This is a genomic window from Martinezella rhizogenes, from assembly GCF_000799715.1.
Lineage (GTDB): Bacteria > Pseudomonadota > Alphaproteobacteria > Rhizobiales > Rhizobiaceae > Rhizobium > Rhizobium rhizogenes_C.
The window spans coordinates 1,334,489-1,359,907 of sequence record NZ_JUHG01000011.1; the positions used below are offsets into that span (position 1 = coordinate 1,334,489).

Below are 25,419 nucleotides of genomic sequence, written 5' to 3' on the forward strand. Positions count from 1 at the left end.
CGGCCGAGCTGATCTTACTCCTGCCCCGTCGGCGCGGCGGAAGTCTGCCGCGCATCCAAATTGAGCATCGGCACGGAACCATTCGGCAGCATGGTGGTCGGCAACTGCCCGTTCCACTTTTCCGCCTGCGTCAGGAAGATCAGGTTCGGATTGTCGCGCAGCGCATCGCCCCGCGCCTTGATCGCCTTCGCCTCGGCATCGCCGCGAAGCTGGATCGCCTCTGACTCGGCTTCGGCCTGCAACCGCACTGCGTCGGCCTGCGCCTGCGCATCGGCGCGACGGGCGTCGGCCGCCGCTTGAGCCTGCGTCACCGTGATCTGCGCCTGCACCTTTTCGCGCTCGGCGTTCTGCCGCAGCTTCTGGACTTCGACCTCCGCCAGCATGCGCTGCTCTATGCTGTTCTCATAGGCGTCGGAGAAGTCGATATTCTCCACCTGAACGCTGTCGATCTGCACCGGCCCCTGAATGCCGGCCTCGATCGCCGCCTGAACGTCGGTGTTGAACTGCGCCCGGTTCTGGATGACGGAGGCGGCGGTGAACTTGCCGAACACCGTCTTCACATCCTGCGGCGCACGCCGCGACACCAGCCGCGATTCCAGATTACTGAGCGAGCCGAATTCGGAATAGACCTTCTCGACCGCATCCGGCGGCACATGCCAGGAAATGGTCACGCGCATGTCGGCAGGCTGCTGGTCCTGCGAATAGGCCTGCATCTGCGGATGCTCGCCGGCCTCGCAGCCCGCACCGGTCTGGCAGGTCCAGTAGGTCACCTGCTGCGTCACGGGGATTTTGACGACGGTTTCGATCCACGGCAGCTTGAAATGCAGGCCCGGCTCGGCCGTGCCGACCATGGCGCCGGTGCGCAGGATGACGCCGCGCTCGCCCTGGTCGATCGTGTACCACGAGCTGAGAACGAGCATGATAATAGCGATGACAGCGGCAATGCCTAGAAAGGCTGGCAGTCGACCCCTAGTTGCCGCATATGCCAAGTCGATTTCCCGGTTCGCCATCTCTGTCCCCACCATTTCCTCAATGGCCGAGACATAGATGAGTCGGAGTAAGAATGCACCCGTCCAGGTTTAGACGGCAAATCCGCTGCACTTCATCAGTTCCGGGTAACCGGCTTCGACCGCATCCGCGACACCGTCTCTCGCTCCGCCCGCTTGCAGCGCATCGGCGGCAGGCCGCGATCCATCAGGTCCATGTCCTCCAGCACCATATCGCCCATCTTCTTAAAGGCGCTGTCGAGCGCGCCGGCGCGGTGCGCCGATCGGATGAAGCCCTTGAGACTGCGCACCGGATGATCTCCGCTGAGCGGCTCCTCCGGATAGACATCGCTCGCCGCGACGATATGGCCGGAGGCAACCGCCGCCATCAGCGCTTCGAAATCCACGACATCGGCGCGGCTGAGCAGGATGAAGGCCGCTCCCTTGCGCATGCGCGCAAAGGCCGTTCCGCCGAGAAAGCCCTTGTTCTCGCTGGTGACGGAAGCGACGACGAAAACGAAATCGCTGTCCGACAGCACCTCGTCGAGGCTGGCTGGCTGGACGCCATGTTCTCTGAGAATAGACGGCGGCATCCAGGGGTCGAACACCCTGACCGTCGCACGAAATCCGGAGAGCAGCCGGTTCAACGCCTTGCCGAGATCGCCGAAGCCGACAATGCCGATTTCGCTGCCGGAAAGCAGCCGGGCGCTGGCATTGCCGTCCCCGCCCCAAAGCTCCTTGCCCTGACGAAAATCGACATCGGCATCGACGATGCCGCGCGCCAGGCTGAGCGCGAAACCAAGCCCGATCTCCGCCACCGGCTCGGCAAAGACCTGCCCGGTGGTCACGACATGGATGCCGCGTTCGAAGAGCACGTGATAGGGCATATTGTTGATGAGATTGCTCTCGACATTCAGGATGCAGCGCAGGCGCGGCATGCGGTCGAGCACCTCTTTGGACAGCGGCGGCTGGCCGATGACATAGCTGGCCTCGCCGAGTACATCGTCGCCTAGCCCGGCAATATCCTCCGGATCCGCCTCGACGATCCGATATTTTGAATGGAGGAGCGACAGCGCGTCCTTGCTGAAAATAAGCTCAAGCGAACGCGGCTCGGGCGCGCTGATGGCCAGTGGCCGGTTGTCGGTCGACATGATCGTTTCCTCCCACTTTCGAGGCGCGATCCAATATCATTCGGCGGATCAAATCAATCAGTCCTCGGCCTCTTCCCCCGGCATTCCGACCGAGAAGGCGCAGATGCGCGAGAGGTAGGTTTGCGGCAGGCCCGTTTCGGCGCCCCAAGCATTGAACTGGTCCTGGATCAGGCGCAGGTCCTTCTTGCCCGGCTTCGTTTCCGAGATCGGCAGGCCGGAGAGACGCAGGCAGACGAGCACGTCATGGCTCATGACGAAACTGTCGCGGCCGATGGCGCGCAGGAAATATTGACCGCTCATGCCGCCGAGCCGATCGGCGCGCTTATCGAGCACGGCGAGCAGCCCGATATGATCCTCCACCGGCCAATCGGCAAAGAACCGCCCGGCACTGCCATGCTCCTCGGCAAGCTGACGGATGAAATGCGCGTTAGCCCTGACCGACATGATCTTGGCGCCATTGCGCACCACGCGCGTATCGGAGGTCAGGTCATGCCAGTAATCGTCGGGCGCAAAATTGAGGAAAACCGGATCGAAACCCGAAAAGGCCGCTTCGAAACCCGGCCATTTGGAATCGATGATGTTGCGTACGAAGCCGGCATAGAAGACATAGCGCGTCATGTCCGACAGCAGCCGGTCGTCCGGCATGACACGCAAAGCGTTGTGATCCGGCGCCTTGGACATAAGCGCCTTCAGCCCTTCGGCCCCGCCCTTGCGCTTCTCCGCCCGCTCCAGAATCTCCGCGAAGCTGCCCATTAGCCGTCCTCCCTTTTGCTGAGGCCAAGTCTTTTATGATCTTTCGCTCCTCTGCAAGATGCCGGAATCGAAAAGGCCGGAGCAATGCCCCGGCCTCTTTCTTCTCCCTGTAAAAGCGCTCTATTCCGCAGCGGCTTCCACCACCGGCCGGCGAGCAATCGTCGCCTGTGTCAGCAGCAGGGCGGCAACGGCGCAGAGCGCGATACCGGCAACCATGGGCAAGGCGGTGCCATCGAAGAACACGGCGGCAATGACCATGGCAACGGCGGCCGTGACGAATTGCAGCGTGCCCATCAGCGCCGAGGCTGTGCCGGCAATTGCGCCGTGATCCTCCAGTGCCAGCACCGCCGTCGTCGGGATGACCAGGCCGAGGAAACCGTAGCCGACGAAGAGGAATACGACCAACACCGGCAACTGATTGAAGCCAAGGCTCATGACGATGGCCAGCAGCGCCATCGTGGTGGCAAAGGCGGTCACGGCAATGCGCATCACCCGCACCAAGCCGAAACGCTCGCCAAGCCAGCCGGTGAGCTGCGACACGGCAAAGAAGGAGACAGCGTTGACCGAGAAGGCGAAGCTATATTCCGTCGGCGTCAGGCGGTAGTGGTCGATCAGCACGAACGGTGAATTGGCGAGATAGACCAGAAAGCTCGATATGCCGAGACCGCCGATAAAGCTCAACGTCAGGAAATTGCGGTCACCGAGCAGCAGGCGGTAGGCCGCCATGGCACTGCGCAGGCCGCTTTCAGAGCGCTCTGCCTTCGTCCGGGTTTCCTCAAGCTGCGTGGAGAGCAGGATAAGGCCAATGATGGCCGCGATCGTCACGGCCCAGAACACGCCGCGCCAGCCATAGAAGGCGATGACGGCGCTGCCTGTCAGCGGCGCAAGGATTGGCGAGATGCTGAACACCAGCATCAACAGCGACATCAGCCGCGCCGCCTGAACGCCGGTATGCATGTCGCGAACGATGGCGCGCGGCACCACCATGCCGGCCGCCCCGCCGATGCCCTGCAGGAAGCGGAAGGCGATCAGCGTCTCGATATTGCTGGCCGTGGCGGCGCCAACGCTTGCCACCGCAAACAGGCCGATGCCGATATAAAGCGGCGCCTTGCGGCCCCACATGTCCGACAGCGGCCCATAGAGAAGCTGAAAGATGGCGAAGGGAATGAAAAAGAACAGCAGGCTGAGCTGAACGACATTGTTCTCCGCCGCAAGATCCTTGCCGATCGACGGCAGGGCTGGGAGATACATGTCGATTGCAAAGGGCCCGATGGCCGACAGCAGGCCAAGGATGATCGCATAGCGAAGGAAAGACGTCGTCATGATGATGATCTTTCAGAAAGTTTCGAGCGCGAAAGCCGGATTGCCGTCGCGCCGCATCTCCCCCGAGGGGAATTCAAATCTATAGAGTCATCGGAACGCCACGCGGTCTTGGGAGGAAAACGCGGGGTCCGAATTGCACTTAACAGTCTTGTCCAGTTTTTTGGACACATTTGTCAAATTAGACACTATTGTCCAAATCGTCAATACGGTTTATCGTCACCTCATGAACAGCCGAAACGCCATCGCCTTACGGGCAAGGACTGCAAGACCCGCACAATGCCTGAAGCGCGTTCCCATCCTTGATGCCGCCGCGGAGGTCTTCTGCCGCGAGGGGTTTTCGGGCGCGAGCATTGACGAGATCGCGGCGCGGGCCTGTGTCTCCCGCCAGACCATCTACAATCACTACCGTGAAAAAGAGACGCTGTTCATCGCTGTCATTGCCGACGTGACCGCACGGGCCAATACTGCTGTCTTCGCAGCGCTTGCCACCTTCCCCGACAGGCCGGAGAACCTGCGGGAAGACCTGGTCGCCTTCGCCGTCGATCTGAACCGCAACTGCCTCTACAATCAGGACGGAAAGTTCCTGCGCAAGCTCGTCCAGTCCGAAGGCCCTCGCTATCCGCACCTCTTCGAAGCCTGGCGCGAGCACGGCCCCTGCAAGATCGGCACGGCAATCGGCGCCATCTTCGCCCGCCTCCACCACCAAGGCCTACTCCGCGTCCCTGACTGCGACATCGCCGCCCGCCAATTCACGGCGCTGATCAACGCCGACCTGCAGATGACGACACTCTTCGGCGAAACGCCGACCGAGGCGGACATCGAACTCGCAGCCCAACAGGGCGTGGACATGTTCCTGCGGGGCTATGGGGCTCAAACGAAACCCGTCGCCTGAGCTATTTTAACGTCCGCTTTAGGACCTTCGCTGCGCAATCAATGTCGCTTCGAAATTTACTTGTGCCTTTGCCCAGCAAGGCGCTAACGTGCGCTGCATGGGTCGGAGCTTCAAACAATGAGCAACAGACAGTGGAATTATCCCGTTCTGGTCATCTGCACACGGACCGGGACAACCTACACCGTCAGCACGACGAAAGAAGCGCTGGACATGCTGCTGAACGCATGGCCGGTTGCCGAAGGCAAGGCGTTCCTGCGCGCCATGCTGGTCTGCGCCGACGTCGAAAGTGGGCTGAGGCAACCCCTTGATGCCCGCACCAGCTTCATCGCCGCCGCCACGGAAGCCGGCGTTCCGATCGAGACCGTGATGGCGGACTAAGCCGCTGGCGTCTCTTACGCCGCGTCCGTCCTCAAAGCCCTTCCATTGCAACCGGATGTCCTTCAGCTAGGCTTCAGCTTATGGTGGTAGACCGTTGCCGTGCGGACGAGCCCGCCGCCCCCCCAAAAAGCTCGTTCGCGCTTGAGCCAGTGCCTGGCCTCCCGGCTCTGCCTTTCCCTCGGAAGGCAGAGTCGATTCCTTGAGGCGAACTGCCTGCTCAGTGATCATTCATCCCCTGTTCAGCCCTTGGGTTTCAGGATGAGGAAGATGAGGGAGGTTCATCATGAAAATATTCAAAACTATACTTGCTGGAATTCTCGGTATCGGCTTGCTGATCGGCGCCGGCGCCGCATCGGCCACGCCGATGATGAATATGGCGAAGCCGGAAGTTCAATCGTCCGTCCAGACAGTCGACTATCGTCATCATCGCCACCATCGCGGCTGGCACGGTCCACGACACCACCGGCATCACTGGAAGCCGCATCGCAGCTACCGGAGCCACTACTGGCGCGGCCATCACGGCGGCTGGTACAAGCATCACCGGCATCATCCCCACTATCGGCATCATCGCTATTATCGAGCCTGAAACCGGCTCGCTGGGTAGCTTGATGACGATGTAGAACAGCAGCGCTCGCGAGAGCGCTGCTGTCTAGATGGTATTGCGCACTGATCGGCGATTTTAGCCATAACTGGCATTCCAACCTTGTGGTTGGCCCGCAAGACATTCGAAGCCATAATCTTCGAGAACGGATATTACCTACTATTGCTACCGTTCTATCTGATCGTATGGATCGTCGTTTTCCTCATTTCAGCCTATCGAGCCGAGAAGATTTTCGGGCGCCGGTGACTATCGGTACCTCAGCAGTGGCATGGGTTCCCCTTGGGAATGGCTAGTGGAACGGAAATAAAGGAGGAGGTTCGAATCCGGGACCCCCTGATTACAAATCAGGTGTTCTGCCAACTGAGTTATGTCGGCGAAATGTTCGAGTGACCAACTCACAGGTGGGACCGCACATGAGAAGCGACCTCATACTGAATGACACTCTCTGGCCTCCGTGTCCGGAGGATCTATTTCACACCCTCGGCTCACAATTGCTATTTCTGGCCTACGGGCCTCGCTTGATCTTAGTCGCCCCGGTGTCTACGCGCGCTCATTGTTTCGCTTCAAACTGCCTTTGGAAAGTTGTAACCGCATCGCGATTATCGGTGCTCATCTTCACGCTCTGATCACTTTTCTTTAGGAGATCATCGAAGAACGTAGGTTCGCTGTATTTCCCCCAGTCAAATTTCAGAGGCGGCTTCGCTCCGCCACCTTGGGTACTCGGATTTTGTGACGACTGAGTAGCCGTCTCCAGCTTGTTGAGGCGCTCGTTCGCAACCTTTAAGGCTTCGGTAGTCTGCCTAATGGTTTCATTGGCTTGGATATTGTCATCTGCCAGTTTCTTGACTTGGGAAGTAAGGTCAGCAGTTTCGTCGCGGCGAGTATATTTTAGGCCTCCGTCAGACCATTCAAAATTCGAAACCGACGGCAAAAGCACAAGCGCGGCCCCTGCAGCTAATACCATTGCATGCCCAGAAGAAACCTCTTTCCCTTTAATGATTAAGCCGAGCGTAAATACTATAAGAATAGCGCCCGCCGCCAAGGAAATATAATCAGACATTGCCCCATCCCTTTAGTTGTGGATTTGAACAATGACTCAACAATGAAAAATGTAAAGAGGTGGAGACTCGGCTCTACATTCGAATGTAGCATGGATTTACCGGCAGCAGAAGGAAACACCTGAAAATCAGGGAAAACAATACGCCGCGCGTTGCAACGCAACACGCCAATAAACATTGATTTCTCTTAAAGATTTGAATGGTAGCGGAGGAGGGATTTGAACCCCCGACACAAGGATTATGATTCCTCTGCTCTGACCTACTGAGCTACTCCGCCACGTCTGCACATAGTCATTACTTATGCGCAAGGGCCAAACGAAACCGCCGCTCGAAGAGCGCTGGCTCGTCGGTTGAGCGGCTTATAAGGTGCGGTTCGGCTTTGTGTCAAGCGGATGATTTGGAAAAATCAACGCTTTCCCCTGCACGGCCCACCGCCTGCCTTCAGGCCGCAACCGGGCTTGCCAGCAATGCCTTCAGCGACGCCTCAGCCATCGGCTCACGCTCGGAACGCTCGATAAAGCCGCCGCCATAGACGCGGGCGTCGTCGCCGGGAGCGGAATAGAGGGCGCAGGCCTGGCCGGGTGCGACGCCGGCTTCGCCGATCGTCAGGTCGACATAGATGCCGTCCTTGTCGGCACACAGCACCGCAGGCTCCGGCGCGCGGGTGGAGCGGACCTTGGCGTAGCAGGCAAAGCCGTCGCCGGAGGCTGCTTCCAGCAGCGGTTCATCGCCGAGCCAGTTGACGTCACGCAGATAGACGCGATGCGTTTCCAGCGCTTCCTTCGGGCCGACAATGACGCGGCGCGAGCGGGCGTCGAGATAGACGACGTAGAGCGGATCGCCGGTGGCGACGCCGATGCCGCGACGCTGGCCGATCGTATAATGCAGGATGCCTTCGTGACGACCGAGCACGCGGCCGTCGAGATGGACGATCTCGCCGGCAAGCGCCGCATTCGGCTTCAGCTTGGCGATGACGTCGGAATATTTGCCCTGCGGCACGAAACAGATGTCCTGGCTGTCGGCCTTCTTGGCGACGACAAGGCCCATGTCCTCGGCCAACGCGCGGGTTTCCGCCTTCGGCATGCCGCCAAGCGGAAAGCGCAGATAGTCGATCTGCTCCTGCGTGGTCGCAAAGAGGAAATAGCTCTGGTCGCGGTCGGCATCGGCGGGGCGGTATAGCGCGCGGCGGCCGGGACGGTCCGCGGACGGGTTCGGACGCGAGCGGATATAGTGGCCGGTCGCCAGAGCGTCGGCGCCGAGTTCCTTGGCGGTTGCCAAGAGATCGGCGAACTTGACGGTCTGATTGCAGGAGACGCAAGGGATCGGCGTCTCGCCGGCAACATAGCTCTCGGCAAAAGGATTGATCACCGTCTCGCGGAAGCGCTTCTCATAATCGAGCACATAGTGCGGAATGCCGATGGTCTCGCAGACACGGCGGGCATCGTCGATATCCTGGCCGGCGCAACAGGAGCCGGCGCGGTGTACGGCCGCGCCGTGATCGTAGAGCTGCAGCGTGATGCCGAGCACATCATAGCCCTGGCGCTTCAAAATGCCGGCGACAACGGAACTGTCGACGCCACCCGACATGGCGACGACGACGCGGGTGTCTTCCGGCTTCTTGTCAAAATCCAGTGTGTTCACGGTCCTGCCGCCAATCTCAGTCGATCTTCGGTGCTGTCTTCTTTCCACCGGTTGCCATGCAAAAGCGGCGGATTTTTATCGTCTGCGGGCACATGGCGGCTTTAATCGCCCGGCCTCAATCGATCAGGGATATAGAAAGGATTGCCCTCGCGCGCAAGAGGCGGCGAATCAGGGGACGCTCAGTGCTTCGCTTTCAGCTGCCGAATGAGGTTGAGCCCGCGCCGCAACGCCGTCACCGCGGCCCCGAGGGCAACGATCCAGAGGGCGATGGTCAGCACCCAGGTGCCGCCGTTCCAGAGCACTTCGAAAATGGAGAGCAGTGCTGCGGCTGTGATCGTCGCCATGCGATGCTGCTTGGCCATCGGCCCGCCGAAATCGCTGGGGTTGCCGGTGGCGCGGCCCAGTTCGCGGACATAGGCGGTGAGAACGGCAAAGGCGGCAGCGGCCCAGCCAAGGCCTGGCACGGCGATGCCATAGCCGACACCGGCAAAGATCAGGATATCGGCGACACGATCCGGGAATTCATTCCAGAACGGCCCATCCGCCTCGCCCTTGCCACCCTCGACGGCGACCATGCCATCAAGCAGATTGCACAGCAGCCGAAGCTGACAGAAGAGCGCCGCGAGAATCAGGAACAGGATGCGCAATCGGCTATCCCCCTGCCCCGACAGCCAGAAGGCACCGCCCGCCAGCGCCGCCATGACCATGCTTGCCTGCGATATCTGGTTCGGCGTCACCGACAGCGCGGTCATCCGCCGCGCCAATCCCTGCGCCCAGCGTGTGTTGCGGCTGGCCAACGGCCGCCTGTCACCCGTCCCTTCGCCCGCCATGACCCTAACGCCTCCCTCCGGAAATCGAATAATTGTAGAGCGCCGCATAGCTGGTCGACACCAGCAGCGGCACTGCGATGGTCTTCACTATCTCCGGCGTGCCGCTAAGCGCATGGATCGTCACCAATATGCCGGTGGAACCAAGACAGGCGATCAAGGGTGGCACCCAGAGGGCGGCAACACCACGGAACCGTTTCGACAGCGCCTCGATTACCGATTTGAGGAACAGCGTCAGGCAGGCTGAGAGAATGCCCTGAACAAGACCTGCGATTACGGGCCGAGGCATCGGATGCATCCGGTTGGCGAAAACGGCCCAGCCGCCCATGGCGAGGAAAGCGAAAAGCACATGCACGATGCTGCTGCTGGCAAGCGCCCTCACCCGCCCGCTCATCACGCCACCCACCAGTAGCGAACAAGATGAAAGAAGATCGGCGCGGAGAAGACGACGGAATCCAGCCGGTCGATCAGCCCGCCATGACCTTCGATCAGGTGCCCCCAATCCTTGACGCCGCGATCCCTCTTGATTGCCGACATCACCAGACCGCCAAAGAAGCCCATGATCGTAATGACGAAGGCAAGCAGCCCTGCCTGCCATGGCGTGAACGGCGTGATCCACCACAACGCAGCGCCAATCAGGGTCGCGCTGGCGACGCCGCCGACAAAGCCTTCCACCGTTTTCGATGGCGACAATTTCGGCGCGATCTTCGTGCGACCGAACAACTTGCCCCAGACATATTGCAGCACATCGCTGAGCTGCACGACAATGACGAGGAAGGCGATCAAAAGGACGTTGCGGCCCTCATAACCGGGAATATGCAGGGTCAGCAATGCCGGCACATGCGAGGCGCAGAAAACACAGATCATCAGCGCCCATTGCACTTCCGCAATGCGGATCAGGAAACGCTCGGTATCCCCTCGCAAGACCGCGATGATCGGCATCAGCAGGAAGGCGTAGACCGGGATGAAGATCGCATAGATGCCGTATTGCTCGGCCCAGAGCAGATAATATTGCACCGGTAGAGCGATGAAGAATGCGGCGGCAAGCGCCCAATGGTCGGCACGCCGGGTGCTGATCAGCGTGATGAATTCGCGCAGCGCCGCAAAGGAACAGAAGGCGAAGAGCAGGATGACGCCGGCGCGGCCCGCCAGAAAGGCGAGGCCGATCAGAATGACCATCACCCACCAGGCCTTGATGCGGGCATTCAGGTTTTCGATCGCCGCGTTCGATCCGTCCGGCGATAGCCGTTGCTGCAACACATAACCGATGACGGACGCGACAATCAGCACGCCGAAAATACCGAAAACCAGATGGATCAGATCGGAGCTTGCCGCACTCATTCGCCATGCCCCACTTGCTTGGGCGACAAAGCCAACAGCGCCGATTGCGCTCGCGCCAGAAAGTCCGCCTTCTCTTCGTCCGCGCCGATCCGCAGCGCCTCGCCGAAAGTCACCGTGCAGATCAACGGAATGGGCACGAACTCACCCTTGGGCATGACGCGGTTGAGATTGTTGATCCAGACGGGAACAAGATCGATATCGGGACGCGCGCTGGCCAGATGGTAAAGCCCGCTCTTGAACGGCTGCAACGGCGCATCCGTCAGGTTTCGCGTGCCCTCGGGAAACAGGATCAGCGAGGAACCGGCGTCGATCGCCGCAGACATCTGCTCGACCGGATCTTCCGTTCGCGCTTCGCGATCGCGCTCGATCAAGACGGCATTGAAGGCGTCGCGGCCAATAAAGCTGTTCAATTTCGACTTCAACCAGTAATCGGCCCCGGCGACCGGCCGCGTGCGCCGACGCAGCCGTGGCGGCAGCACGGTCCAGATCAAGATGAAATCACCGTGGCTGGAATGATTGGCAAAATAGACGCATCGGTCGGTCGGAGCACCGCTCTCGGGCCAGATCGCCCTGACAGCTGTAACGGCCCGTGCAAAGAGCACGATGGCAACGGATGCCGGTTTCGCAAGCCATTCGACCGGTTTGCCCAGCGTGTCCCCGAAAATACTCTTTTGCAACGCCCCCATGACAAAGAGATAGGCGTGTTTGCAGGCCCCCGATAGCCTGATGCGTGGACTTATCCACAGCCATAGAAGGTAAAGAAAAACCCGGCGCAACTCGCGTCGCGCCGGGTTTTCGCATAGCTCTTGGGAGGAGCAATTTAGTCGACGTTGAACACCAGCGGCTTGGCCTGACGGATCGCCTGATGCGCAGTCAACTTGCCCAGAACCTCGTCGCTAATCGGTCCGTCGACATAGAGCAGCGCGATGGCGTCGCCACCCTGCTTGTCGCGACCGAGCTGGAAGTTGGCGATGTTGACGCCGGCGGAACCGAGCGTCGAGCCGATGAAGCCAATCATGCCGGGAACGTCGGTATTGGCGAGATAGACCATGTGGTTGCCAACATCGGCATCGAGATTGATGCCCTTGATCTGGATGAAGCGCGGCTTGCCGTCGGAGAAAACGGTGCCGGCGACCGAGCGGCTCATGCTGTCGGTGGTGACCGTCAGTTTGATGTAGCCGTCATAGACGCCGGTCTTGTCGCGCTTGACTTCGGCAAGAACGATGCCCTTTTCCTTGATCATGATCGGCGCCGAAACCATGTTGACGTCGGCGACCTGATTGCGGATGAGACCGGCCAGCAGCGCGCTCGTCAGCGCCTTGGTGTTCATGCCGGCGGTGACGCCGTCATAAAGGATCTCGATTTCCTTGATCGGATCGTCCGTCACCTGGCCGACGAAGGCGCCAAGAACGTCGGCGAGCTTGATGAACGGCTTCAGAAGCGGCGCTTCCTCGGCGGTGATCGAGGGCATGTTGATGGCGTTGGAGACCGCCCCCTTGACGAGATAGTCCGACATCTGCTCGGCCACCTGCAGGGCAACATTTTCCTGCGCTTCCGTGGTCGATGCGCCGAGATGCGGCGTGCAGACAACGTTCGGCAGGCCGAACAGCGGGCTTTCCTTGGCGGGCTCCACTTCGAAGACGTCAAAGGCGGCGCCGGCGACATGGCCGGACTTGATGGCGGCGGCAAGCGCTGCCTCATCCACCAGACCACCACGGGCGCAGTTGATGATGCGCACGCCCGGCTTGATCTTGGCGAGCGCATCGGCGTCGATGATGTTGCGGGTCTTGTCCGTCAGCGGCACATGCAGCGTGATGAAGTCGGCGCGTGCGAAGAGCTCGTCAAGCTCGACCTTGGTAACGCCCATTTCCTCGGCGCGCTCCTTCGACAGGAACGGATCATAGGCAACGACGTGCATCTTCAGGCCGATGGCGCGGGCAATGACGATCGAGCCGATATTGCCGGCGCCGATGATGCCGAGCGTCTTGCCGGTGATTTCGACACCCATGAACTTCGACTTCTCCCACTTGCCGGCCTGGGTCGAGGCGTCGGCGGACGGAAGCTGGCGAGCAACGGCGAACATCAGGGCGATGGCGTGCTCGGCCGTGGTGATCGAATTGCCGAAGGGCGTGTTCATGACGATGATACCGCGGCGCGAGGCGGCGGGGATATCGACATTGTCGACGCCGATACCGGCGCGGCCGACAACCTTGAGGTTCTTGGCCGCCGCGATGATCTTCTCCGTCACCTTGGTGGCGGAACGGATGGCAAGGCCATCATAATTGCCGATGATTTCGAGTAGCTTGTCCTTGTCCTTGCCAAGCTGCGGCTGGAAATCGACTTCGACGCCACGATCGCGAAAGATCTGGACGGCAGTTTCAGACAGTTCATCGGATACGAGAACGCGAGGTGCCATGAGAGGCCTCCTGAAAAAGGGTCAGCGATGGTAGGCAATTCCATGAAAAGTGCGAAACGGCTTTCCGTCCGGAATTGCGTGAAAGCAAACAGAGAGTTCGGAATGCTGGGCTCCGCCCTTGTGGCGGAGCCGAATACGCTCAAGTCTCAGGCAGCAGCCTGGGAGAGCGTTGCCTTCTGCGTTTCGAAGGCCCAGGAAAGCCAGGGCATCAGCTTCTGCATGTCGGTGGCTTCGATCGTCGCGCCCGCCCAGATGCGCAGGCCCGACGGCGCGTCACGATAATGGCCGACGTCATAGGCGACGCCTTCTTTTTCGAGAAGAGCGACGAGACCCTTGGCGAAATTCGCCTGACCGTCATCATCGAGAGCGGCGACATCCTTGTCGACGATCTTCAGGCAGACGGAGGTATTGGACTGCGTCTCGACCTTGGCGGAGAGATTGGCGATCCAGTCGTTGGCGGCCACGAAGTCATGGATGACTTTGGCGTTGGCATCGGCACGGCCGATCAGAGCCTTGAGACCACCGAGGTCCTTGGCCCAGAGCAGAGCGTCGATATAGTCCTCGACGCAGAGCATCGACGGCGTATTGATCGTCTCGCCGGTGAAGATGCCTTCGATGAGCTTGCCGCCGCTGGTCATGCGGAAGATCTTCGGCAGCGGCCAGGCGGGCTGATAGGTGGTCAGACGCTCGACGGCACGCGGCGACAGGATGATGACGCCATGCGCGCCCTCGCCGCCGAGAACCTTCTGCCAGGAAAAGGTGACGACATCGAGCTTGGCAAAATCGAGGTCCTGAGCGAAAGCGGCCGAGGTGGCGTCGCAGATCGTCAGGCCCTTGCGGTCGGCCGGAATGAAATCGGCGTTCGGAACGCGGACGCCGGAAGTGGTGCCGTTCCAGGTGAAGACCACGTCGCGGTCAAAATCGACGGTGGAAAGATCGGGCAGCTCGCCGTAACCGGCTTCGAGCTTGCGGACGTCCTTGAGCTTCAGCTGCTTGACGACGTCGGTGACCCAGCCGGCGCCGAAGCTTTCCCAGGCAAGCATGTCGACGCCGCGCTCTCCGAGCAGTGACCAGAGCGCCATTTCGACGGCGCCGGTATCGGAAGCGGGAACAATGCCGATGCGGTAGTCCGCGGGCACGTCCAGAATGTCACGGGTAAGATCAATGGCCTGCTTCAGCTTGGCCTTGCCGACTTTCGCACGGTGCGAACGGCCGAGAGGCGCGTCGGAAAGAGCGTCGAGCGACCAACCGGGGCGCTTCGAGCAGGGGCCAGAAGAAAAATGGGTATTGTTCGGACGGATGTCCGGCTTGGCGAGCTTAGTCATGATGCTATCCTCTCAGATAGAAAGCTCCTCGTTGGGGAGGAGTGTCCCGCCGCCGGATATATTGGAAGCCGGGCTTGACCGCAATAGGCAAAATATACGTGTGGACAGCGCTTCACGAATTCGTGCAGGAACGCGCTGAGGAACACACTGAATTAGCCACACAAAAGCTCGCTTCTTTGCGGACACGCCACCATATGTTATGGCGTTTCATGGATTTGCGCCGACCGATGAAGAACAAATGTCTTTAATACATCAAGCCGCAATGTCCGAAAGTCCTCGCATGCCGGCGCAACCTTTGCCCGTCTACCTCATCAACATTGATCGAGCGACGGACCGATTGGCAGAGATTCGACGGCAGAGCGATGAAATCGGCATCGAAATCGAGCGCGTCGACGGTGTCGACGGCGCTCTTTTACCGCATGAGCAATGGGTCGACGTCGATCACAAACGTTTCCAGCGCCGGCACGGCAGGGTCATCCTGCCCGGCGAATATGGTTGCTACCGCAGTCACCTGCTGGCACTGCAGCAGTTTCTGGCGGGCGGCAGCCAATCCGCCATCATCATCGAAGACGACATAGCGCTGGACGGCAATTTCCTGGCTCGCGCCATGGCAGCGCAGGAAGCCGCCCCGGGCGCCGAGGTCATCAAGCTGGTCAATCATCGCTGGGGCGGCTTCCGCGCCATGACCCGCAGCCGCAGGGGGGACGTGGTCGGCCGCTGCCTCTTCGGCCCGCAGGGCTCGACGGCCTGCTACCTTGTGACACGCGGCGGCGCGGAAAAGATCGTAAAATCCCTCGCGGTCATGTCCCTGCCCTGGGATGTCGCCATCGAGCGCGGCTGGGACATGCAGACGTCCATCTTCACCACGCGAGTCAACATCGTCGGTTTCAGCCCGTTGCAGAGAACCACGATGATCGGCTGGCGTCGCGACTATCGCGCCGCGAAATCCACCGCCCTGCGGCGTATCCCGGCACACCTCTTCCGCACCTTGGATTTCTTCCGTCGCATCGCCTACGTGCTCAGGACGCCGTAAACGGCGTCTTACCAGGTAGTGATTCGCAAACCGACGCGGATTTCGTGGCGTGACAGGGCGCCGTCGCGGCCCATCGTACCGCCGGCGCCTGCCGCCGAATCGGCAGCGGAATAGCCGAACATGTCACCGCCGGCGACATGCGAGAAACGATAGCCGAGATCCAGCTTCACATTCGGCGCCACCTCATAGGCAACGCCGGCCATCAGGGCGTAGGTGAAGCGCCAGTCGCTATCGCCGGGATAACGGGCGCTGACCGAACTGCCGCCGCCACAGTTGGACGTGCCATCGACGCAGGAGCCGACGGCATTGACGCTGCTCCAGGAGATCCTGGTCGCGCCGAGACCGGCACCGACATAGGGCGTGAACCCGGCGAGCGTGCCGAGGTCGACATAGCCGTTCACCATCAGGCTGCCGGCCTTGAAGGAGGAGCGGGCCTTGGTAGAGCAACCCGTGCCGCCTGCCCCACCCGAGCAGGACGATGCGCTCGAGGCCCGGCCTTCGTAGTCGCCGCTGAAGTAATCGCCGGTGAGATCGGCTCGGAACAGATCGTTAAATTGGTAGCCGACGCCCAGTCCGCCGGAGAAATCGCCGCTGAAGCGATCCGAATCGAATCGGCTGGAGCTGTAGTCACCGCCAGCGGGATCATAGGCGCGGAAGGTCGTATCGCCATGGCTGGCATTGACGGCGTAACCAAGATCGGCGCGCGCATACCAGCCCTGAGCATCCTTGACGCTGACTTCCGGCATCTTGATTTCCGGCGGTAGATCGCCCGCAAGGGCAGCGCCCGCACATGCGCTCGCCATTATCGCAGCCAGCGCCAAAGCGTCGAAACGGATCATCACCCCTCGCCTTCCATCCTCGGGCAGGCGCCCGCATTCCAAGCCGGCCTGCTCTTGTCGTTCCCATATTCCGGCCGCAGGAAGGAAACGACGGGCCGGGCCACAGTCATTGTTATTTCGTTAACCATAGGGAATTCATGGTTAATGAAGGTTTAAGACATGGCGTAATTACTTAACGGTGGCGCTAAAAAGCAAAAACCGCCCGGACGAACCGGACGGCTTTTCAATGGCTTGGAGGTAAGGAGGCTTACTTGTAGACCGGCTGGACCGGGATATCGGCGGGCGGCATGTAGCTGGCGGTCTGGCAGCCGCCGAAGGTATAGCGGGCGCCGATGCGGGCTTCATGCAGGTTGATGCCCTTGTCGTAGCCGGGACCGCCGTTTTCCGCATAACCGAACATGTTGCCACCCTCGATATGACGATAGCGATATCCAACATCGGCCTTGAGGTTGCACGAGAGATCGATGGAGGTACCGGCCATCAGCGCGTAAGTGAAGCGCCAGCTTCCGCGGCCCTTATGCGAGACGGAGCCATCGCAAGAATCCGGATTGGCATCGGAACATGAGGTGTTCTTCAGGTCGCTCCACTTGACATAAGTGCCGCCGAGACCGCCGCCCACATAAGGCGTGAAGATGCTGTATGTGCCGAGATCGACATAGGCATTGGCAAGCAAGCTATAGGCCGTCAGCGATGCGCGATCGCGGGAGGTCGCCGGTACGGCAGTGAAGCCCGGACCGCAGCCACCGCAATCGCCGGTCGTCGAGCCTTTGAAACTGGATTTGAAGAGATAGTCGAGCGTCACGTCCGTGCGCAGGTAGTTGTTGATCTGGTAACCCACACCGCCGCCGAGCGTCATATTGCCATTAAGCTTGGCGCTATCGAAATCCACCAGGCTGGAGTTGGAACCCTGGAAGTAATTGGAGCCGCGCAGCTTGGTAAAGGCGTAGCCGACATCGCCGCGCAGATACCAGCCGCTGGATTGGCTAACCGCGACTTCCGGCGTCGGCTGCACCGGCTCCGGCGTATAAAGATCGGCAGAAAAGGCGGACGTGCCGACAAGCAGAGCGGCAACGGCCCCAATCAGGGATTTCATCATGGCTTTGGCTCCAAAGTTATTGCCATTGGCACGACAAACGCTTGCCAATCGAGAAAACATGACATGGATAATCATTGATAAGAGTTAAAACCCGATTAACTACGAATATTTACTCTGTTTAGTTGCGGGATATACTATATTTTATACATTAGTAATTCTTAATTATATCGTTATAACAGCACCATATCTTGGCTGATCATATTTTCACGCGGCAAGCCGAGGTGACCCGCAGCCCATGTCGCGACGGTTTTTAAACCAATTGGCAAGACTCAAGCAGCTACCATGACTGTCGCCGGGGCCTAAAACATGGAGGAAGTCGCTGACTTACTTTCGCAAGCTGTGTGCCGGCCTCTGCCTCGCGCTAAGCGTTTTGTCCTCGGGCGTCCCCGCCGCACCGATGCCGGCCTTGCCCGTCGCGGCTACGGCCTGGAACAAGGGGCGGGAGACGGGATTGCCGATCCCGCGCTACGTCTCGCTGAAAGCACACAGGGCGCGCATGCGCGTCGGACCATCGACAATCTACCCGACCAAATGGATCTATCTGAAACCCGGCCTGCCGCTGGAGATCATCGACGAATACGGTCGCTGGCGGCAGGTGCGCGATGACGCCGGCACCACCGGATGGATGCATGGCGCGCTGCTCTCGGGACAGCGGACCGCGGTGGTCGCTCCCTGGCTGAAGACGAATGCCATGCTGCGCGGCAGCCCGGAAACGACAGCTTCCCTCATCGCCGAGCTGCAGCCCCGCGTGCTGCTTTCGCTGCGCTCCTGTACAGGCATGTGGTGCAGCGTGTCCGTGCGGGAGCATTCCGTGCGCGGTTACATCAGGCAAAATATGGTTTGGGGCGCCTATCCCGGCGAAATGTTCCAATAGTCCGTGGCTTGCAGGCAGGCGCTGGAAACGGAAATGGCCGCCCTTGCTGAGGCGGCCACAGGTTCAATAGTTGGCAATAGCTGATCGCCCAAATCAGGCAGCGTTGCGAACGCTCGATATCACGTCGATCAGACCGCCAACAATCCGTTCGATCTGGCCACGATCATCGCCTTCCGCCATGACGCGGATGAGCGGCTCGGTACCAGACGGACGGATGACCAGGCGGCCATTGCGGGCGAGTTCGTTCTCCGCGTCGGCGATGGCCTTGCGGACCTGATTGTCCTCCAGCGGCTTGCCGCCGGAAATGCGGACATTGCGCAGCAGCTGCGGCACCGGCTCGAAACGCCGGCAGACTTCGCTGACCGGCTTGCCGGTACGCTTGACCACGGCCAGGATCTGCAGCGCCGCCACGAGACCGTCGCCGGTCGTGCCATAGTCGGAGAGCACGATATGGCCAGACTGCTCGCCGCCGACATTGTAATTGTGTTGGCGCATGTGCTCGACGACATGACGGTCGCCGACCGCAGTGCGAGCGAGCCCCAAACCGCGGTCTTCCAGGAAGCGTTCAAGGCCCAGATTGGACATGACCGTGGCGACGATGCCATTACCACGCAGCAATTGGCTTTCGGCCCAGCTCTCGGCGATGACGGCCATCAGCTGGTCGCCGTCGATGATCGTGCCGGTCTCGTCGACGATGATGACGCGGTCAGCGTCGCCGTCGAGCGCGATGCCGATATCGGCCCGCACTTCATCCACCTTCTTCTGCAAGGCCACCGGACTGGTGGAACCGCAGTTGAGATTGATATTGGTGCCGTTCGGTTCGTTGCCGATGGTGACGACATCGGCTCCCAGTTCCCACAGCACGGCTGGCGCGACCTTGTAGGCGGCACCATTGGCACAGTCGATGGCGATACGCAGGCCCTGCAGCGTCACGTCGCGCGGCAGCGTGCGCTTGGCATGCTCGATATAGCGGTCATGCACGCCATCGACGCGCTTGGCGCGACCGATGTCCTCGGACTTGGCGAGGTGCGCCGTCATGTCCTTTTCGAGCAGATCCTCGATCCTGGCTTCGAGCTCGTCGGAGAGCTTGTAGCCGTCAGGCCCGAAAAGCTTGATGCCGTTGTCTTCGTAAGGATTATGCGAGGCGGAGATCATCACGCCGATATCGGCGCGCAACGACCGCGTCAGCATGGCGACGGCCGGTGTCGGGATCGGGCCGAGAACGAAGGCATCGACGCCGGCTGCGGTGAAGCCCGCCACGATGGCGTTTTCCAGCATATAGCCGGAAAGGCGCGTATCCTTGCCAATAACCACGCGATGGCGATGGCTGCCCCGATGGAAGATCGTGCCAGCAGCGATACCCACGCGCATGGCGAGATCCGGCGTCATCGGATAGATGTTGGATTGACCGCGGATTCCGTCCGTTCCGAAATAGCGACGTTTCATATGCACTCCCGTGATTGCGGCGTCCCACTGTGGGACAGCGGCATCCCGTCCAGCTCCCGTGAAGTCCATGGGTGGCGCGAACATCGATGCTTGAGGCTCATGCCACAGATTGTAAAACTCGGCACTTAAATTACCGAGAATGCCTATTACAACGCGTTACCGTTAAAAAGCACTAAAAAAGGCCAGTTCCCGGTTGCAGGGGAGCTGGCCTCTTCGTCTAGGCTCGATCGCCTCTATCGTTTAGTGCGGCTGTGGTTCGAAACCGCCCTCGGGCTCATCACCTTTGGCACTGAGCGAACCGTCCTTCTTGGCACCGGTTTTCGGCACGGCCGAACCACGGCTCGGCGGCGTATCGTCACCAAGATCGCGGGCCGGCTTTTCGCCACGAATGAGGCCCTTGATCTCTTCGCCGCTTAGCGTTTCGTATTCTAGCAGGCCTTCGGCGATTGCCACGAACCCGTCATGCTGTTCGGTAAGGATATCCTTGGCCTGACGATAGGCCTGATCGATCAGGCGGCGTACCTCGTTATCGATCGTCTGGGCCGTCGCTTCCGAAACGTTCTTCGACTGCGAGACGGAGTGACCGAGGAAGACTTCCTGCTGGTTTTCGCCATAGGAAACCAGGCCAAGCTCGTCGGAGAAGCCCCACTGCGTGACCATGGCTCGGGCAAGCTTGGTGGCCTGCTCGATATCCGAGGATGCGCCGGAGGTGATGTTCTCCTTGCCGAAGGTCAGCTCTTCCGCGACGCGGCCGCCCATCATGATGCAGAGGCGCGACACCATCCACTTGTAGCTCATCGAGTAGCGGTCGCCCTCGGGAAGCTGCATGACCATGCCGAGAGCACGACCGCGCGGAATGATAGTCGCCTTGTGCAGCGGATCGGCGACGGCGACATAAAGCGCCGTGATCGCGTGACCGGCTTCGTGATAGGCCGTGAGCTTCTTTTCCGCTTCGGTCATCGCCGAAGAGCGGCGCTCGGCGCCCATCATGATCTTGTCCTTGGCATCTTCGAATTCCTGCATGGTGACCAGGCGCTTGTTGCGGCGGGCAGCCATCAGGGCGGCTTCGTTGACGAGGTTCATCAGGTCGGCGCCGGAGAAACCGGGCGTGCCACGGGCAAGCGTCTTCAGATCGACGTTAGGAGCCAGTGGAACGTTGCGGGCATGTACCTTGAGGATACGCTCGCGGCCGACGATATCCGGGTTCGGCACGACGACCTGACGGTCGAAGCGGCCTGGACGCAGGAGCGCCGGGTCGAGAACGTCGGGACGGTTGGTCGCGGCGATGAGGATGATGCCCTCATTGGCCTCGAAACCATCCATCTCGACCAGCAGCTGGTTCAGCGTCTGCTCGCGTTCGTCGTTACCGCCGCCGAGACCAGCGCCACGATGGCGGCCGACGGCATCGATTTCGTCGATGAAGATGATGCAGGGCGCATTCTTCTTCGCCTGCTCGAACATGTCGCGGACGCGGCTTGCACCGACGCCGACGAACATTTCCACGAAGTCGGAACCGGAAATGGTGAAGAACGGCACATTGGCTTCGCCGGCAATGGCGCGCGCCAGAAGCGTCTTACCCGTGCCGGGAGGGCCGACGAGCAGGACACCGCGCGGAATGCGACCGCCAAGGCGCTGGAACTTCTGCGGATCGCGCAGGAATTCGACAATTTCTTCCAGGTCCTGCTTGGCTTCATCGACACCGGCGACATCGTCGAAGGTGACGCGGCCATGCGCTTCGGTCAGAAGCTTGGCCTTGGACTTGCCAAAGCCCATCGCACCGCGCGAACCACCCTGCATCTGCCGCATGAAGAACAGCCAGACACCGAGGATCAGGAGCATCGGCAGCAGCGTGCCGAGATAGCTCAGGAAGCTCGAGGAGCCATCCGATTCCGGACGGCCGACAATGTTGACATTCTTGCTTTGCAAGCGATCAAGCAGGCTGTCATCCACGACCGGGGCGTAGGTCTGGAAGGGCGTTCCATTCTCGACATAGCTGCCGATCACGCGATTGCCGGTGACGGTGACGTCGCGGACGCGGCCGGAATCAACTTCCCGGAGGAATTGCGAATATGGAATTTCCCTGGAGCCTGTTTGTGCCGGCGCGTTCTGGAACATACTAAACAGGGCAATCAATAGCAGAGCTATGATTGCCCATAGAGCGAAATTACGAAAATTAGGGTTCATCGAACTCCCCAGCACTGAAACTTCCACCGTTGAACGGCGGCATTACTTGATCCCTAACATAGGGTTGCGCCAAGCCCTTGCCAAGGCAAACCACGCCGACACATGCTTTATTCCGTCAATAAGTCTCAAAGCGGCGGCGGCATATAGGGTTCGCGGCCGAGGCAAGCCGCCAACCGATTGGCGAATGTGCGATTGAATCGTGTCAAAAAGCGGTCGAAGGGCGCGAGATAAGGCGCAATCGTGACCGATGCAGCAGTGTCCTCATCGCTTGCGATGACTCTGGGCAACACCGCTCGCGCACGCTGCACGGCGCCTTTCGGTAGCCTTTCCGGAAATTCCGCCGCTCCCATTGCCCCCGCTGCTTCGACCCGAATGACCGATGGTCCGTGATTGACGATCCGGAAGCGACCATCCCAGATACCGACGGCTCCGGCGGCAAGCACAAGCGGCCGAATGTCGCGGCTTTCGCGCATGAGATAAAGCTCGTCCCGGCGCAGATCGAAGACAACACCGCCCGCGGTACGCCGCCCTGGCCTGCCCTCGCCGATGAAATCGAGGATGCGGCGCATCCGCGCACGACCCGGCCCGTATGGTTCCCCTCCCAATGAGGCGGCTAGATAGGAGAGCGCATAGACGATGACCGCCTCATCGGCGGAAAGCCCCGCGCGACTGATGGCACAGAGAACGCCCGCATGGATCGTGACATGTTCATCGAGCCATGTCGCGGCTTCAGCCGAAAGCGCCGCGCGCGTCGCACCGCCATCCGGCAAGGAGGCCGGCAGCGGATCCTGCAACAGGCGTTGGCGCGTACGCACGCGCTCGTAGCGAACATCCTCGTTGCTTGGGTCGTCCAGCCAGGACGTGCCGCGCTCGGTGAGATAGCTTCGGATATCCGCCCGCCTGCAGCCAAGAAACGGCCTGGCGATCCAGACGCGCCGGTCGAAAAGCACTGCGTCGGCAATGCCCGTACCGGCTCCAGCCTCACCTTCGTTCAGACGTGCCGTGCGCATGGCCAGCGTCTCTCGCTGGTCGTCGATCGTGTGGGCAGTGACGATGACATTTGCCGAGATTTCGGCGGCGATATCGGCAAGCAGCCCGTAGCGTGCCTCGCGGGCGGCGGCCATGATGCCATTCTTCGGCTTCTCGCCCTCCCATCGCCGCATGACATGCGCAATTCCGAGCGACGCACAGAGCACAGCGACATGGCGCGCCTCATCGGCGGCTTCAGTGCGCAAACCATGATCGATCGTTGCAGCGGAAAGGGTGACGTTGGAATTTGGAAGTGATTTCACATGCTCTGCAAGAGCGACCAGAAGGCCGGTGGAATCGCTACCGCCGGAAATGGCAACCAGAATATGCGAGGGTTTGAAAAGGGAGTAAATAAAATCGTCCGCTGCGGCTTCGGGCATTTGCGCTGTTGCAGCGCCAGTCACAGCGTCACTAGACATGACATCAGCAGGCAAGGCGCTTTTGTTCGCTCGCCACCTTGTTGGAAACAGCTTTCGAGGCCTTCGGATAACGCTTGTTCACCTCGCGCAGGGTCGCGCAGGCCGTATCCTTGTTGTCGAGGGCGGCAAGCGACATGCCGAGCTTCAGGAGCATTTCCGGCGCTTTCTCGGAGGTGCTGTATTTCTGATGCGCGTTCAGGAAAGTCTTGGCGGCATCGTTGTACTTGCCTTGCGAATAAAGCGCTTCTCCAAGCCAGAAATTCGCATCCGCCGAGCGGCCGCTGCTCGGATAGCTGTCGATATACTGACGAAACTCCTGTTCGGCGACACTGTAGTCGCCGGACAGGACGTGGCCATAAGCCGCCTTGTACTGATCATTCTCGCTGCCGAGCGAAGCCGTCTGCGTTCCCGAACCCGCGCTCGGCGGTGCGCCGGAGCCATTGTTGGTGCGCGATGCCGTCGCACCGACCTGCTTGCCGTTCTGATCGAGCTGGATCGAGCCGAGCTGGGTCGGCGGCTTGCCGGAGCCACCACCCTGTTGAGCCGTGGCCGGCATGTCGCTGCCTGAATCACCGATGACGCCGGCGATGTCGTCCTGCTGACCGCTGGACGGAGCCTGAGCCGGAACGTCGGCTTCGCTTTTCTTCATCGAGCCGCCGCCGATGGTGGTCGTACTACCACCGGAGGGAGGACTGGCCGAACCGCCGCCGCGCTTTTCCAGCTGCTGGAAGCGGAATTCATTGTCTTCCTGCGTCTTGCGAATCTGCTCCTGCATCTGCAGCAACTGATAGCTCATCTCCTCGACGCGGCCGTTCAACTGGCGCATCTGGTCCTCGAGTTGCTGCAGGCGGACTTCCGCATTGCTGCTCTGGACGTTGATGACGGGGGCTTGTTCGACCTGACCCTGACGAGCGGCATCGCTCGGAGCAGCCTGTTCCGAGGCACCGCGACCGCCTAGGTGCAGTCCGAAAAGCGAAAGGGCCGAGGCATCACGCTCACTACCGACAACAGCAGCGAGGCAAAGCAAGCTCGCCACGACAAGTTTTCTCATGGATCTATCCTGTTCCATTGATTCTTCGCGCCTTGGGCACAACACAGGAGATTTTTACAATTACTCTCAAAAAGCAACGGAGTTCGGCCAAAGTGTGGTCAAAAAACCAAAGGCGGCCACGGGGGCCGCCTTCGCACGCTTTGAGCGGAATTTCGGCTATCAGGAGCCGGCGCCGTTAAGCACCGTGACGGCGCGGCGGTTCTGCGACCAGCAGGAAATGTCGTCGCAGGTCGCAACCGGGCGTTCCTTGCCGTAGGAGATCGTCTTCATGCGCTGAGCCGGAACGCCGCGCGAAGCGAGATAGTCCTTGGTGGCGGCAGCACGACGTGCGCCGAGAGCCAGGTTGTATTCGCGCGTGCCGCGTTCGTCGGCATGGCCTTCGACGGTGATCGCGTAATTCGGATAACGGGCGAGCCACTGAGCCTGACGGTCGAGCGTCTGGGAGGCGTCAGAACGGATCGACGTGCTGTCGGTGTCGAAGAAGATGCGATCGCCGACATTGACCGTGAAGTCCTGCGGCGAGCCCGGAGTGGCACTGCCGGCACCATTGAGGCCAAGGCCGTTGGCATCGTTCGGCAGGCCCTTCTTGGAGGCGCAGCCAGCCAGCGAAAGGCCGACGAAAAGCGCGATCATGATCGGGTTGCGTGCGAGGGTCTGCATGTGGCCAAGGGCCGGGGTTGCGATGCGGCTCATGGCCGGTCTCTCCTTAAACATCTCTATCAGGGTTGCCAGACTGTAACCGGATGCGGTTAATCC

General features: G+C 60.5%; 24 protein-coding genes and 1 tRNA gene. 5 read left to right on the forward strand and 20 right to left on the reverse strand.

Annotation, left to right across the window (positions count from 1 at the left end):
* Positions 1 to 14: 14 nt before the first annotated feature.
* The 4 genes from EX00_RS10330 to EX00_RS10345 all read right to left on the reverse strand — a co-directional run bounded on the left by EX00_RS10330 (position 15) and on the right by EX00_RS10345 (position 4,213).
* A complete protein-coding gene (locus tag EX00_RS10330) occupies positions 15 to 1,010 on the reverse strand; it encodes a prohibitin family protein (protein WP_047456819.1) in 996 nt (331 codons plus the stop codon).
* A gap of 95 nt (positions 1,011 to 1,105) precedes the next feature.
* Positions 1,106 to 2,137, reverse strand: coding sequence for a hydroxyacid dehydrogenase (locus EX00_RS10335; protein WP_047456821.1), 1,032 nt, complete (start codon positions 2,135 to 2,137; stop codon positions 1,106 to 1,108).
* Positions 2,138 to 2,194: 57 nt separating this feature from the next.
* Positions 2,195 to 2,890, reverse strand: coding sequence for a DNA-3-methyladenine glycosylase I (locus tag EX00_RS10340; RefSeq protein ID WP_047456822.1), 696 nt, complete (start codon positions 2,888 to 2,890; stop codon positions 2,195 to 2,197).
* A gap of 120 nt (positions 2,891 to 3,010) precedes the next feature.
* Positions 3,011 to 4,213 (reverse strand): multidrug effflux MFS transporter, encoded by a 1,203-nt coding sequence (locus EX00_RS10345; protein ID WP_047456824.1) that lies wholly within the window; start codon positions 4,211 to 4,213, stop codon positions 3,011 to 3,013.
* A 223-nt stretch (positions 4,214 to 4,436) separates the two neighbouring features.
* Here EX00_RS10345 and EX00_RS10350 point away from each other — a divergent pair, with 223 nt between their 5' ends.
* From EX00_RS10350 to EX00_RS10360, 3 genes are all read left to right on the forward strand, one after another.
* The gene (locus EX00_RS10350) at positions 4,437 to 5,105 is read left to right on the forward strand and encodes a TetR/AcrR family transcriptional regulator (protein WP_052210717.1); all 669 of its coding nucleotides are present in this window, start codon (positions 4,437 to 4,439) and stop codon (positions 5,103 to 5,105) included.
* Positions 5,106 to 5,222: 117 nt separating this feature from the next.
* Positions 5,223 to 5,483 carry a DUF982 domain-containing protein gene (locus EX00_RS10355; protein ID WP_047456826.1) on the forward strand — a complete coding sequence of 87 codons (261 nt, stop codon included), beginning with the start codon at positions 5,223 to 5,225 and terminating at the stop codon, positions 5,481 to 5,483.
* A gap of 283 nt (positions 5,484 to 5,766) precedes the next feature.
* Positions 5,767 to 6,069, forward strand: coding sequence for a hypothetical protein (locus EX00_RS10360; protein ID WP_047456828.1), 303 nt, complete (start codon positions 5,767 to 5,769; stop codon positions 6,067 to 6,069).
* A 565-nt stretch (positions 6,070 to 6,634) separates the two neighbouring features.
* On the opposite strand, the gene EX00_RS10365 is transcribed toward EX00_RS10360, so the two are convergent.
* The 9 genes from EX00_RS10365 to EX00_RS10405 form a co-directional block, all read right to left on the reverse strand.
* Positions 6,635 to 7,144 carry a hypothetical protein gene (locus tag EX00_RS10365; RefSeq protein WP_047456830.1) on the reverse strand — a complete coding sequence of 170 codons (510 nt, stop codon included), beginning with the start codon at positions 7,142 to 7,144 and terminating at the stop codon, positions 6,635 to 6,637.
* A 198-nt stretch (positions 7,145 to 7,342) separates the two neighbouring features.
* Positions 7,343 to 7,419: transfer RNA gene (locus EX00_RS10370), tRNA-Met, on the reverse strand.
* Between the two features lie 164 nt (positions 7,420 to 7,583).
* Positions 7,584 to 8,783 carry a tRNA 2-thiouridine(34) synthase MnmA gene (mnmA, locus tag EX00_RS10375; protein WP_047456832.1) on the reverse strand — a complete coding sequence of 400 codons (1,200 nt, stop codon included), beginning with the start codon at positions 8,781 to 8,783 and terminating at the stop codon, positions 7,584 to 7,586.
* A gap of 179 nt (positions 8,784 to 8,962) precedes the next feature.
* A complete protein-coding gene (locus tag EX00_RS10380) occupies positions 8,963 to 9,613 on the reverse strand; it encodes a CDP-alcohol phosphatidyltransferase family protein (protein WP_047456833.1) in 651 nt (216 codons plus the stop codon).
* Between the two features lie 4 nt (positions 9,614 to 9,617).
* Positions 9,618 to 10,004 (reverse strand): hypothetical protein, encoded by a 387-nt coding sequence (locus EX00_RS10385; protein WP_047456835.1) that lies wholly within the window; start codon positions 10,002 to 10,004, stop codon positions 9,618 to 9,620.
* Positions 10,004 to 10,951: a phosphatidate cytidylyltransferase gene (locus EX00_RS10390; protein WP_047456837.1), complete on the reverse strand. Its 948-nt coding sequence runs from the start codon at positions 10,949 to 10,951 to the stop codon at positions 10,004 to 10,006. Before EX00_RS10390 ends, EX00_RS10385 begins: the two co-directional genes overlap by 1 nt.
* Positions 10,948 to 11,637: a lysophospholipid acyltransferase family protein gene (locus EX00_RS10395; protein WP_052210700.1), complete on the reverse strand. Its 690-nt coding sequence runs from the start codon at positions 11,635 to 11,637 to the stop codon at positions 10,948 to 10,950. The genes EX00_RS10390 and EX00_RS10395 overlap by 4 nt, the downstream gene beginning before the upstream one ends.
* A gap of 134 nt (positions 11,638 to 11,771) precedes the next feature.
* Positions 11,772 to 13,367: a phosphoglycerate dehydrogenase gene (gene serA, locus EX00_RS10400; protein WP_047456838.1), complete on the reverse strand. Its 1,596-nt coding sequence runs from the start codon at positions 13,365 to 13,367 to the stop codon at positions 11,772 to 11,774.
* Between the two features lie 146 nt (positions 13,368 to 13,513).
* Positions 13,514 to 14,692, reverse strand: coding sequence for a phosphoserine transaminase (locus EX00_RS10405; protein WP_047456840.1), 1,179 nt, complete (start codon positions 14,690 to 14,692; stop codon positions 13,514 to 13,516).
* A gap of 280 nt (positions 14,693 to 14,972) precedes the next feature.
* Here EX00_RS10405 and EX00_RS10410 point away from each other — a divergent pair, with 280 nt between their 5' ends.
* Complete coding sequence (locus EX00_RS10410) at positions 14,973 to 15,725, forward strand: glycosyltransferase family 25 protein (RefSeq protein WP_047456842.1); 753 nt, start codon at positions 14,973 to 14,975, stop codon at positions 15,723 to 15,725.
* An 8-nt stretch (positions 15,726 to 15,733) separates the two neighbouring features.
* On the opposite strand, the gene EX00_RS10415 is transcribed toward EX00_RS10410, so the two are convergent.
* Both EX00_RS10415 and EX00_RS10420 read right to left on the reverse strand, forming a co-directional pair.
* On the reverse strand, positions 15,734 to 16,564 hold the full coding sequence (locus EX00_RS10415; RefSeq protein WP_047456843.1) for an outer membrane protein: 831 nt from the start codon (positions 16,562 to 16,564) through the stop codon (positions 15,734 to 15,736).
* 247 nt (positions 16,565 to 16,811) lie between these two features.
* Positions 16,812 to 17,660, reverse strand: a complete 849-nt coding sequence (locus EX00_RS10420; protein ID WP_047456845.1) for an outer membrane protein — start codon at positions 17,658 to 17,660, stop codon at positions 16,812 to 16,814.
* A gap of 397 nt (positions 17,661 to 18,057) precedes the next feature.
* Here EX00_RS10420 and EX00_RS10425 point away from each other — a divergent pair, with 397 nt between their 5' ends.
* Positions 18,058 to 18,534: an SH3 domain-containing protein gene (locus EX00_RS10425; RefSeq protein ID WP_234708999.1), complete on the forward strand. Its 477-nt coding sequence runs from the start codon at positions 18,058 to 18,060 to the stop codon at positions 18,532 to 18,534.
* A gap of 93 nt (positions 18,535 to 18,627) precedes the next feature.
* Here the strand turns inward: EX00_RS10425 and glmM are convergent, their stop codons facing one another.
* The 5 genes from glmM to pal all read right to left on the reverse strand — a co-directional run bounded on the left by glmM (position 18,628) and on the right by pal (position 25,356).
* Positions 18,628 to 19,980 (reverse strand): phosphoglucosamine mutase, encoded by a 1,353-nt coding sequence (gene glmM / locus EX00_RS10430; protein WP_047456850.1) that lies wholly within the window; start codon positions 19,978 to 19,980, stop codon positions 18,628 to 18,630.
* 240 nt (positions 19,981 to 20,220) lie between these two features.
* Positions 20,221 to 22,164 (reverse strand): ATP-dependent zinc metalloprotease FtsH, encoded by a 1,944-nt coding sequence (ftsH, locus tag EX00_RS10435; RefSeq protein ID WP_047456852.1) that lies wholly within the window; start codon positions 22,162 to 22,164, stop codon positions 20,221 to 20,223.
* Positions 22,165 to 22,289: 125 nt separating this feature from the next.
* Positions 22,290 to 23,612, reverse strand: coding sequence for a tRNA lysidine(34) synthetase TilS (gene tilS / locus EX00_RS10440; RefSeq protein ID WP_047456854.1), 1,323 nt, complete (start codon positions 23,610 to 23,612; stop codon positions 22,290 to 22,292).
* A gap of 4 nt (positions 23,613 to 23,616) precedes the next feature.
* On the reverse strand, positions 23,617 to 24,663 hold the full coding sequence (ybgF, locus tag EX00_RS10445; protein ID WP_047456858.1) for a tol-pal system protein YbgF: 1,047 nt from the start codon (positions 24,661 to 24,663) through the stop codon (positions 23,617 to 23,619).
* Positions 24,664 to 24,822: 159 nt separating this feature from the next.
* The gene (gene pal, locus EX00_RS10450; RefSeq protein WP_007703336.1) at positions 24,823 to 25,356 is read right to left on the reverse strand and encodes a peptidoglycan-associated lipoprotein Pal; all 534 of its coding nucleotides are present in this window, start codon (positions 25,354 to 25,356) and stop codon (positions 24,823 to 24,825) included.
* Positions 25,357 to 25,419 lie beyond the last annotated feature (63 nt).

What these genes read in the sequence shown, in the direction of transcription:
- EX00_RS10405 (WP_047456840.1), bottom strand. Translation starts at nt 14,692, where the DNA reads ATGACTAAGCTCGCCAAGCCGGACATCCGTCCGAACAATACCCATTTT.
- EX00_RS10410 (WP_047456842.1), top strand. Translation starts at nt 14,973, where the DNA reads ATGCCGGCGCAACCTTTGCCCGTCTACCTCATCAACATTGATCGAGCG.
- ybgF (WP_047456858.1), bottom strand. Translation starts at nt 24,663, where the DNA reads ATGAGAAAACTTGTCGTGGCGAGCTTGCTTTGCCTCGCTGCTGTTGTC.
- glmM (WP_047456850.1), bottom strand. Translation starts at nt 19,980, where the DNA reads ATGAAACGTCGCTATTTCGGAACGGACGGAATCCGCGGTCAATCCAAC.
- EX00_RS10335 (WP_047456821.1), bottom strand. Translation starts at nt 2,137, where the DNA reads ATGTCGACCGACAACCGGCCACTGGCCATCAGCGCGCCCGAGCCGCGT.
- EX00_RS10415 (WP_047456843.1), bottom strand. Translation starts at nt 16,564, where the DNA reads ATGATCCGTTTCGACGCTTTGGCGCTGGCTGCGATAATGGCGAGCGCA.
- ftsH (WP_047456852.1), bottom strand. Translation starts at nt 22,164, where the DNA reads ATGAACCCTAATTTTCGTAATTTCGCTCTATGGGCAATCATAGCTCTG.
- EX00_RS10340 (WP_047456822.1), bottom strand. Translation starts at nt 2,890, where the DNA reads ATGGGCAGCTTCGCGGAGATTCTGGAGCGGGCGGAGAAGCGCAAGGGC.
- EX00_RS10425 (WP_234708999.1), top strand. Translation starts at nt 18,058, where the DNA reads ATGCCGGCCTTGCCCGTCGCGGCTACGGCCTGGAACAAGGGGCGGGAG.
- EX00_RS10360 (WP_047456828.1), top strand. Translation starts at nt 5,767, where the DNA reads ATGAAAATATTCAAAACTATACTTGCTGGAATTCTCGGTATCGGCTTG.
- serA (WP_047456838.1), bottom strand. Translation starts at nt 13,367, where the DNA reads ATGGCACCTCGCGTTCTCGTATCCGATGAACTGTCTGAAACTGCCGTC.
- tilS (WP_047456854.1), bottom strand. Translation starts at nt 23,612, where the DNA reads ATGTCTAGTGACGCTGTGACTGGCGCTGCAACAGCGCAAATGCCCGAA.
- EX00_RS10380 (WP_047456833.1), bottom strand. Translation starts at nt 9,613, where the DNA reads ATGGCGGGCGAAGGGACGGGTGACAGGCGGCCGTTGGCCAGCCGCAAC.
- EX00_RS10395 (WP_052210700.1), bottom strand. Translation starts at nt 11,637, where the DNA reads ATGGGGGCGTTGCAAAAGAGTATTTTCGGGGACACGCTGGGCAAACCG.
- EX00_RS10365 (WP_047456830.1), bottom strand. Translation starts at nt 7,144, where the DNA reads ATGTCTGATTATATTTCCTTGGCGGCGGGCGCTATTCTTATAGTATTT.
- EX00_RS10420 (WP_047456845.1), bottom strand. Translation starts at nt 17,660, where the DNA reads ATGATGAAATCCCTGATTGGGGCCGTTGCCGCTCTGCTTGTCGGCACG.
- EX00_RS10355 (WP_047456826.1), top strand. Translation starts at nt 5,223, where the DNA reads ATGAGCAACAGACAGTGGAATTATCCCGTTCTGGTCATCTGCACACGG.
- EX00_RS10330 (WP_047456819.1), bottom strand. Translation starts at nt 1,010, where the DNA reads ATGGCGAACCGGGAAATCGACTTGGCATATGCGGCAACTAGGGGTCGA.
- EX00_RS10385 (WP_047456835.1), bottom strand. Translation starts at nt 10,004, where the DNA reads ATGAGCGGGCGGGTGAGGGCGCTTGCCAGCAGCAGCATCGTGCATGTG.
- pal (WP_007703336.1), bottom strand. Translation starts at nt 25,356, where the DNA reads ATGAGCCGCATCGCAACCCCGGCCCTTGGCCACATGCAGACCCTCGCA.
- EX00_RS10345 (WP_047456824.1), bottom strand. Translation starts at nt 4,213, where the DNA reads ATGACGACGTCTTTCCTTCGCTATGCGATCATCCTTGGCCTGCTGTCG.
- EX00_RS10350 (WP_052210717.1), top strand. Translation starts at nt 4,437, where the DNA reads ATGAACAGCCGAAACGCCATCGCCTTACGGGCAAGGACTGCAAGACCC.
- EX00_RS10390 (WP_047456837.1), bottom strand. Translation starts at nt 10,951, where the DNA reads ATGAGTGCGGCAAGCTCCGATCTGATCCATCTGGTTTTCGGTATTTTC.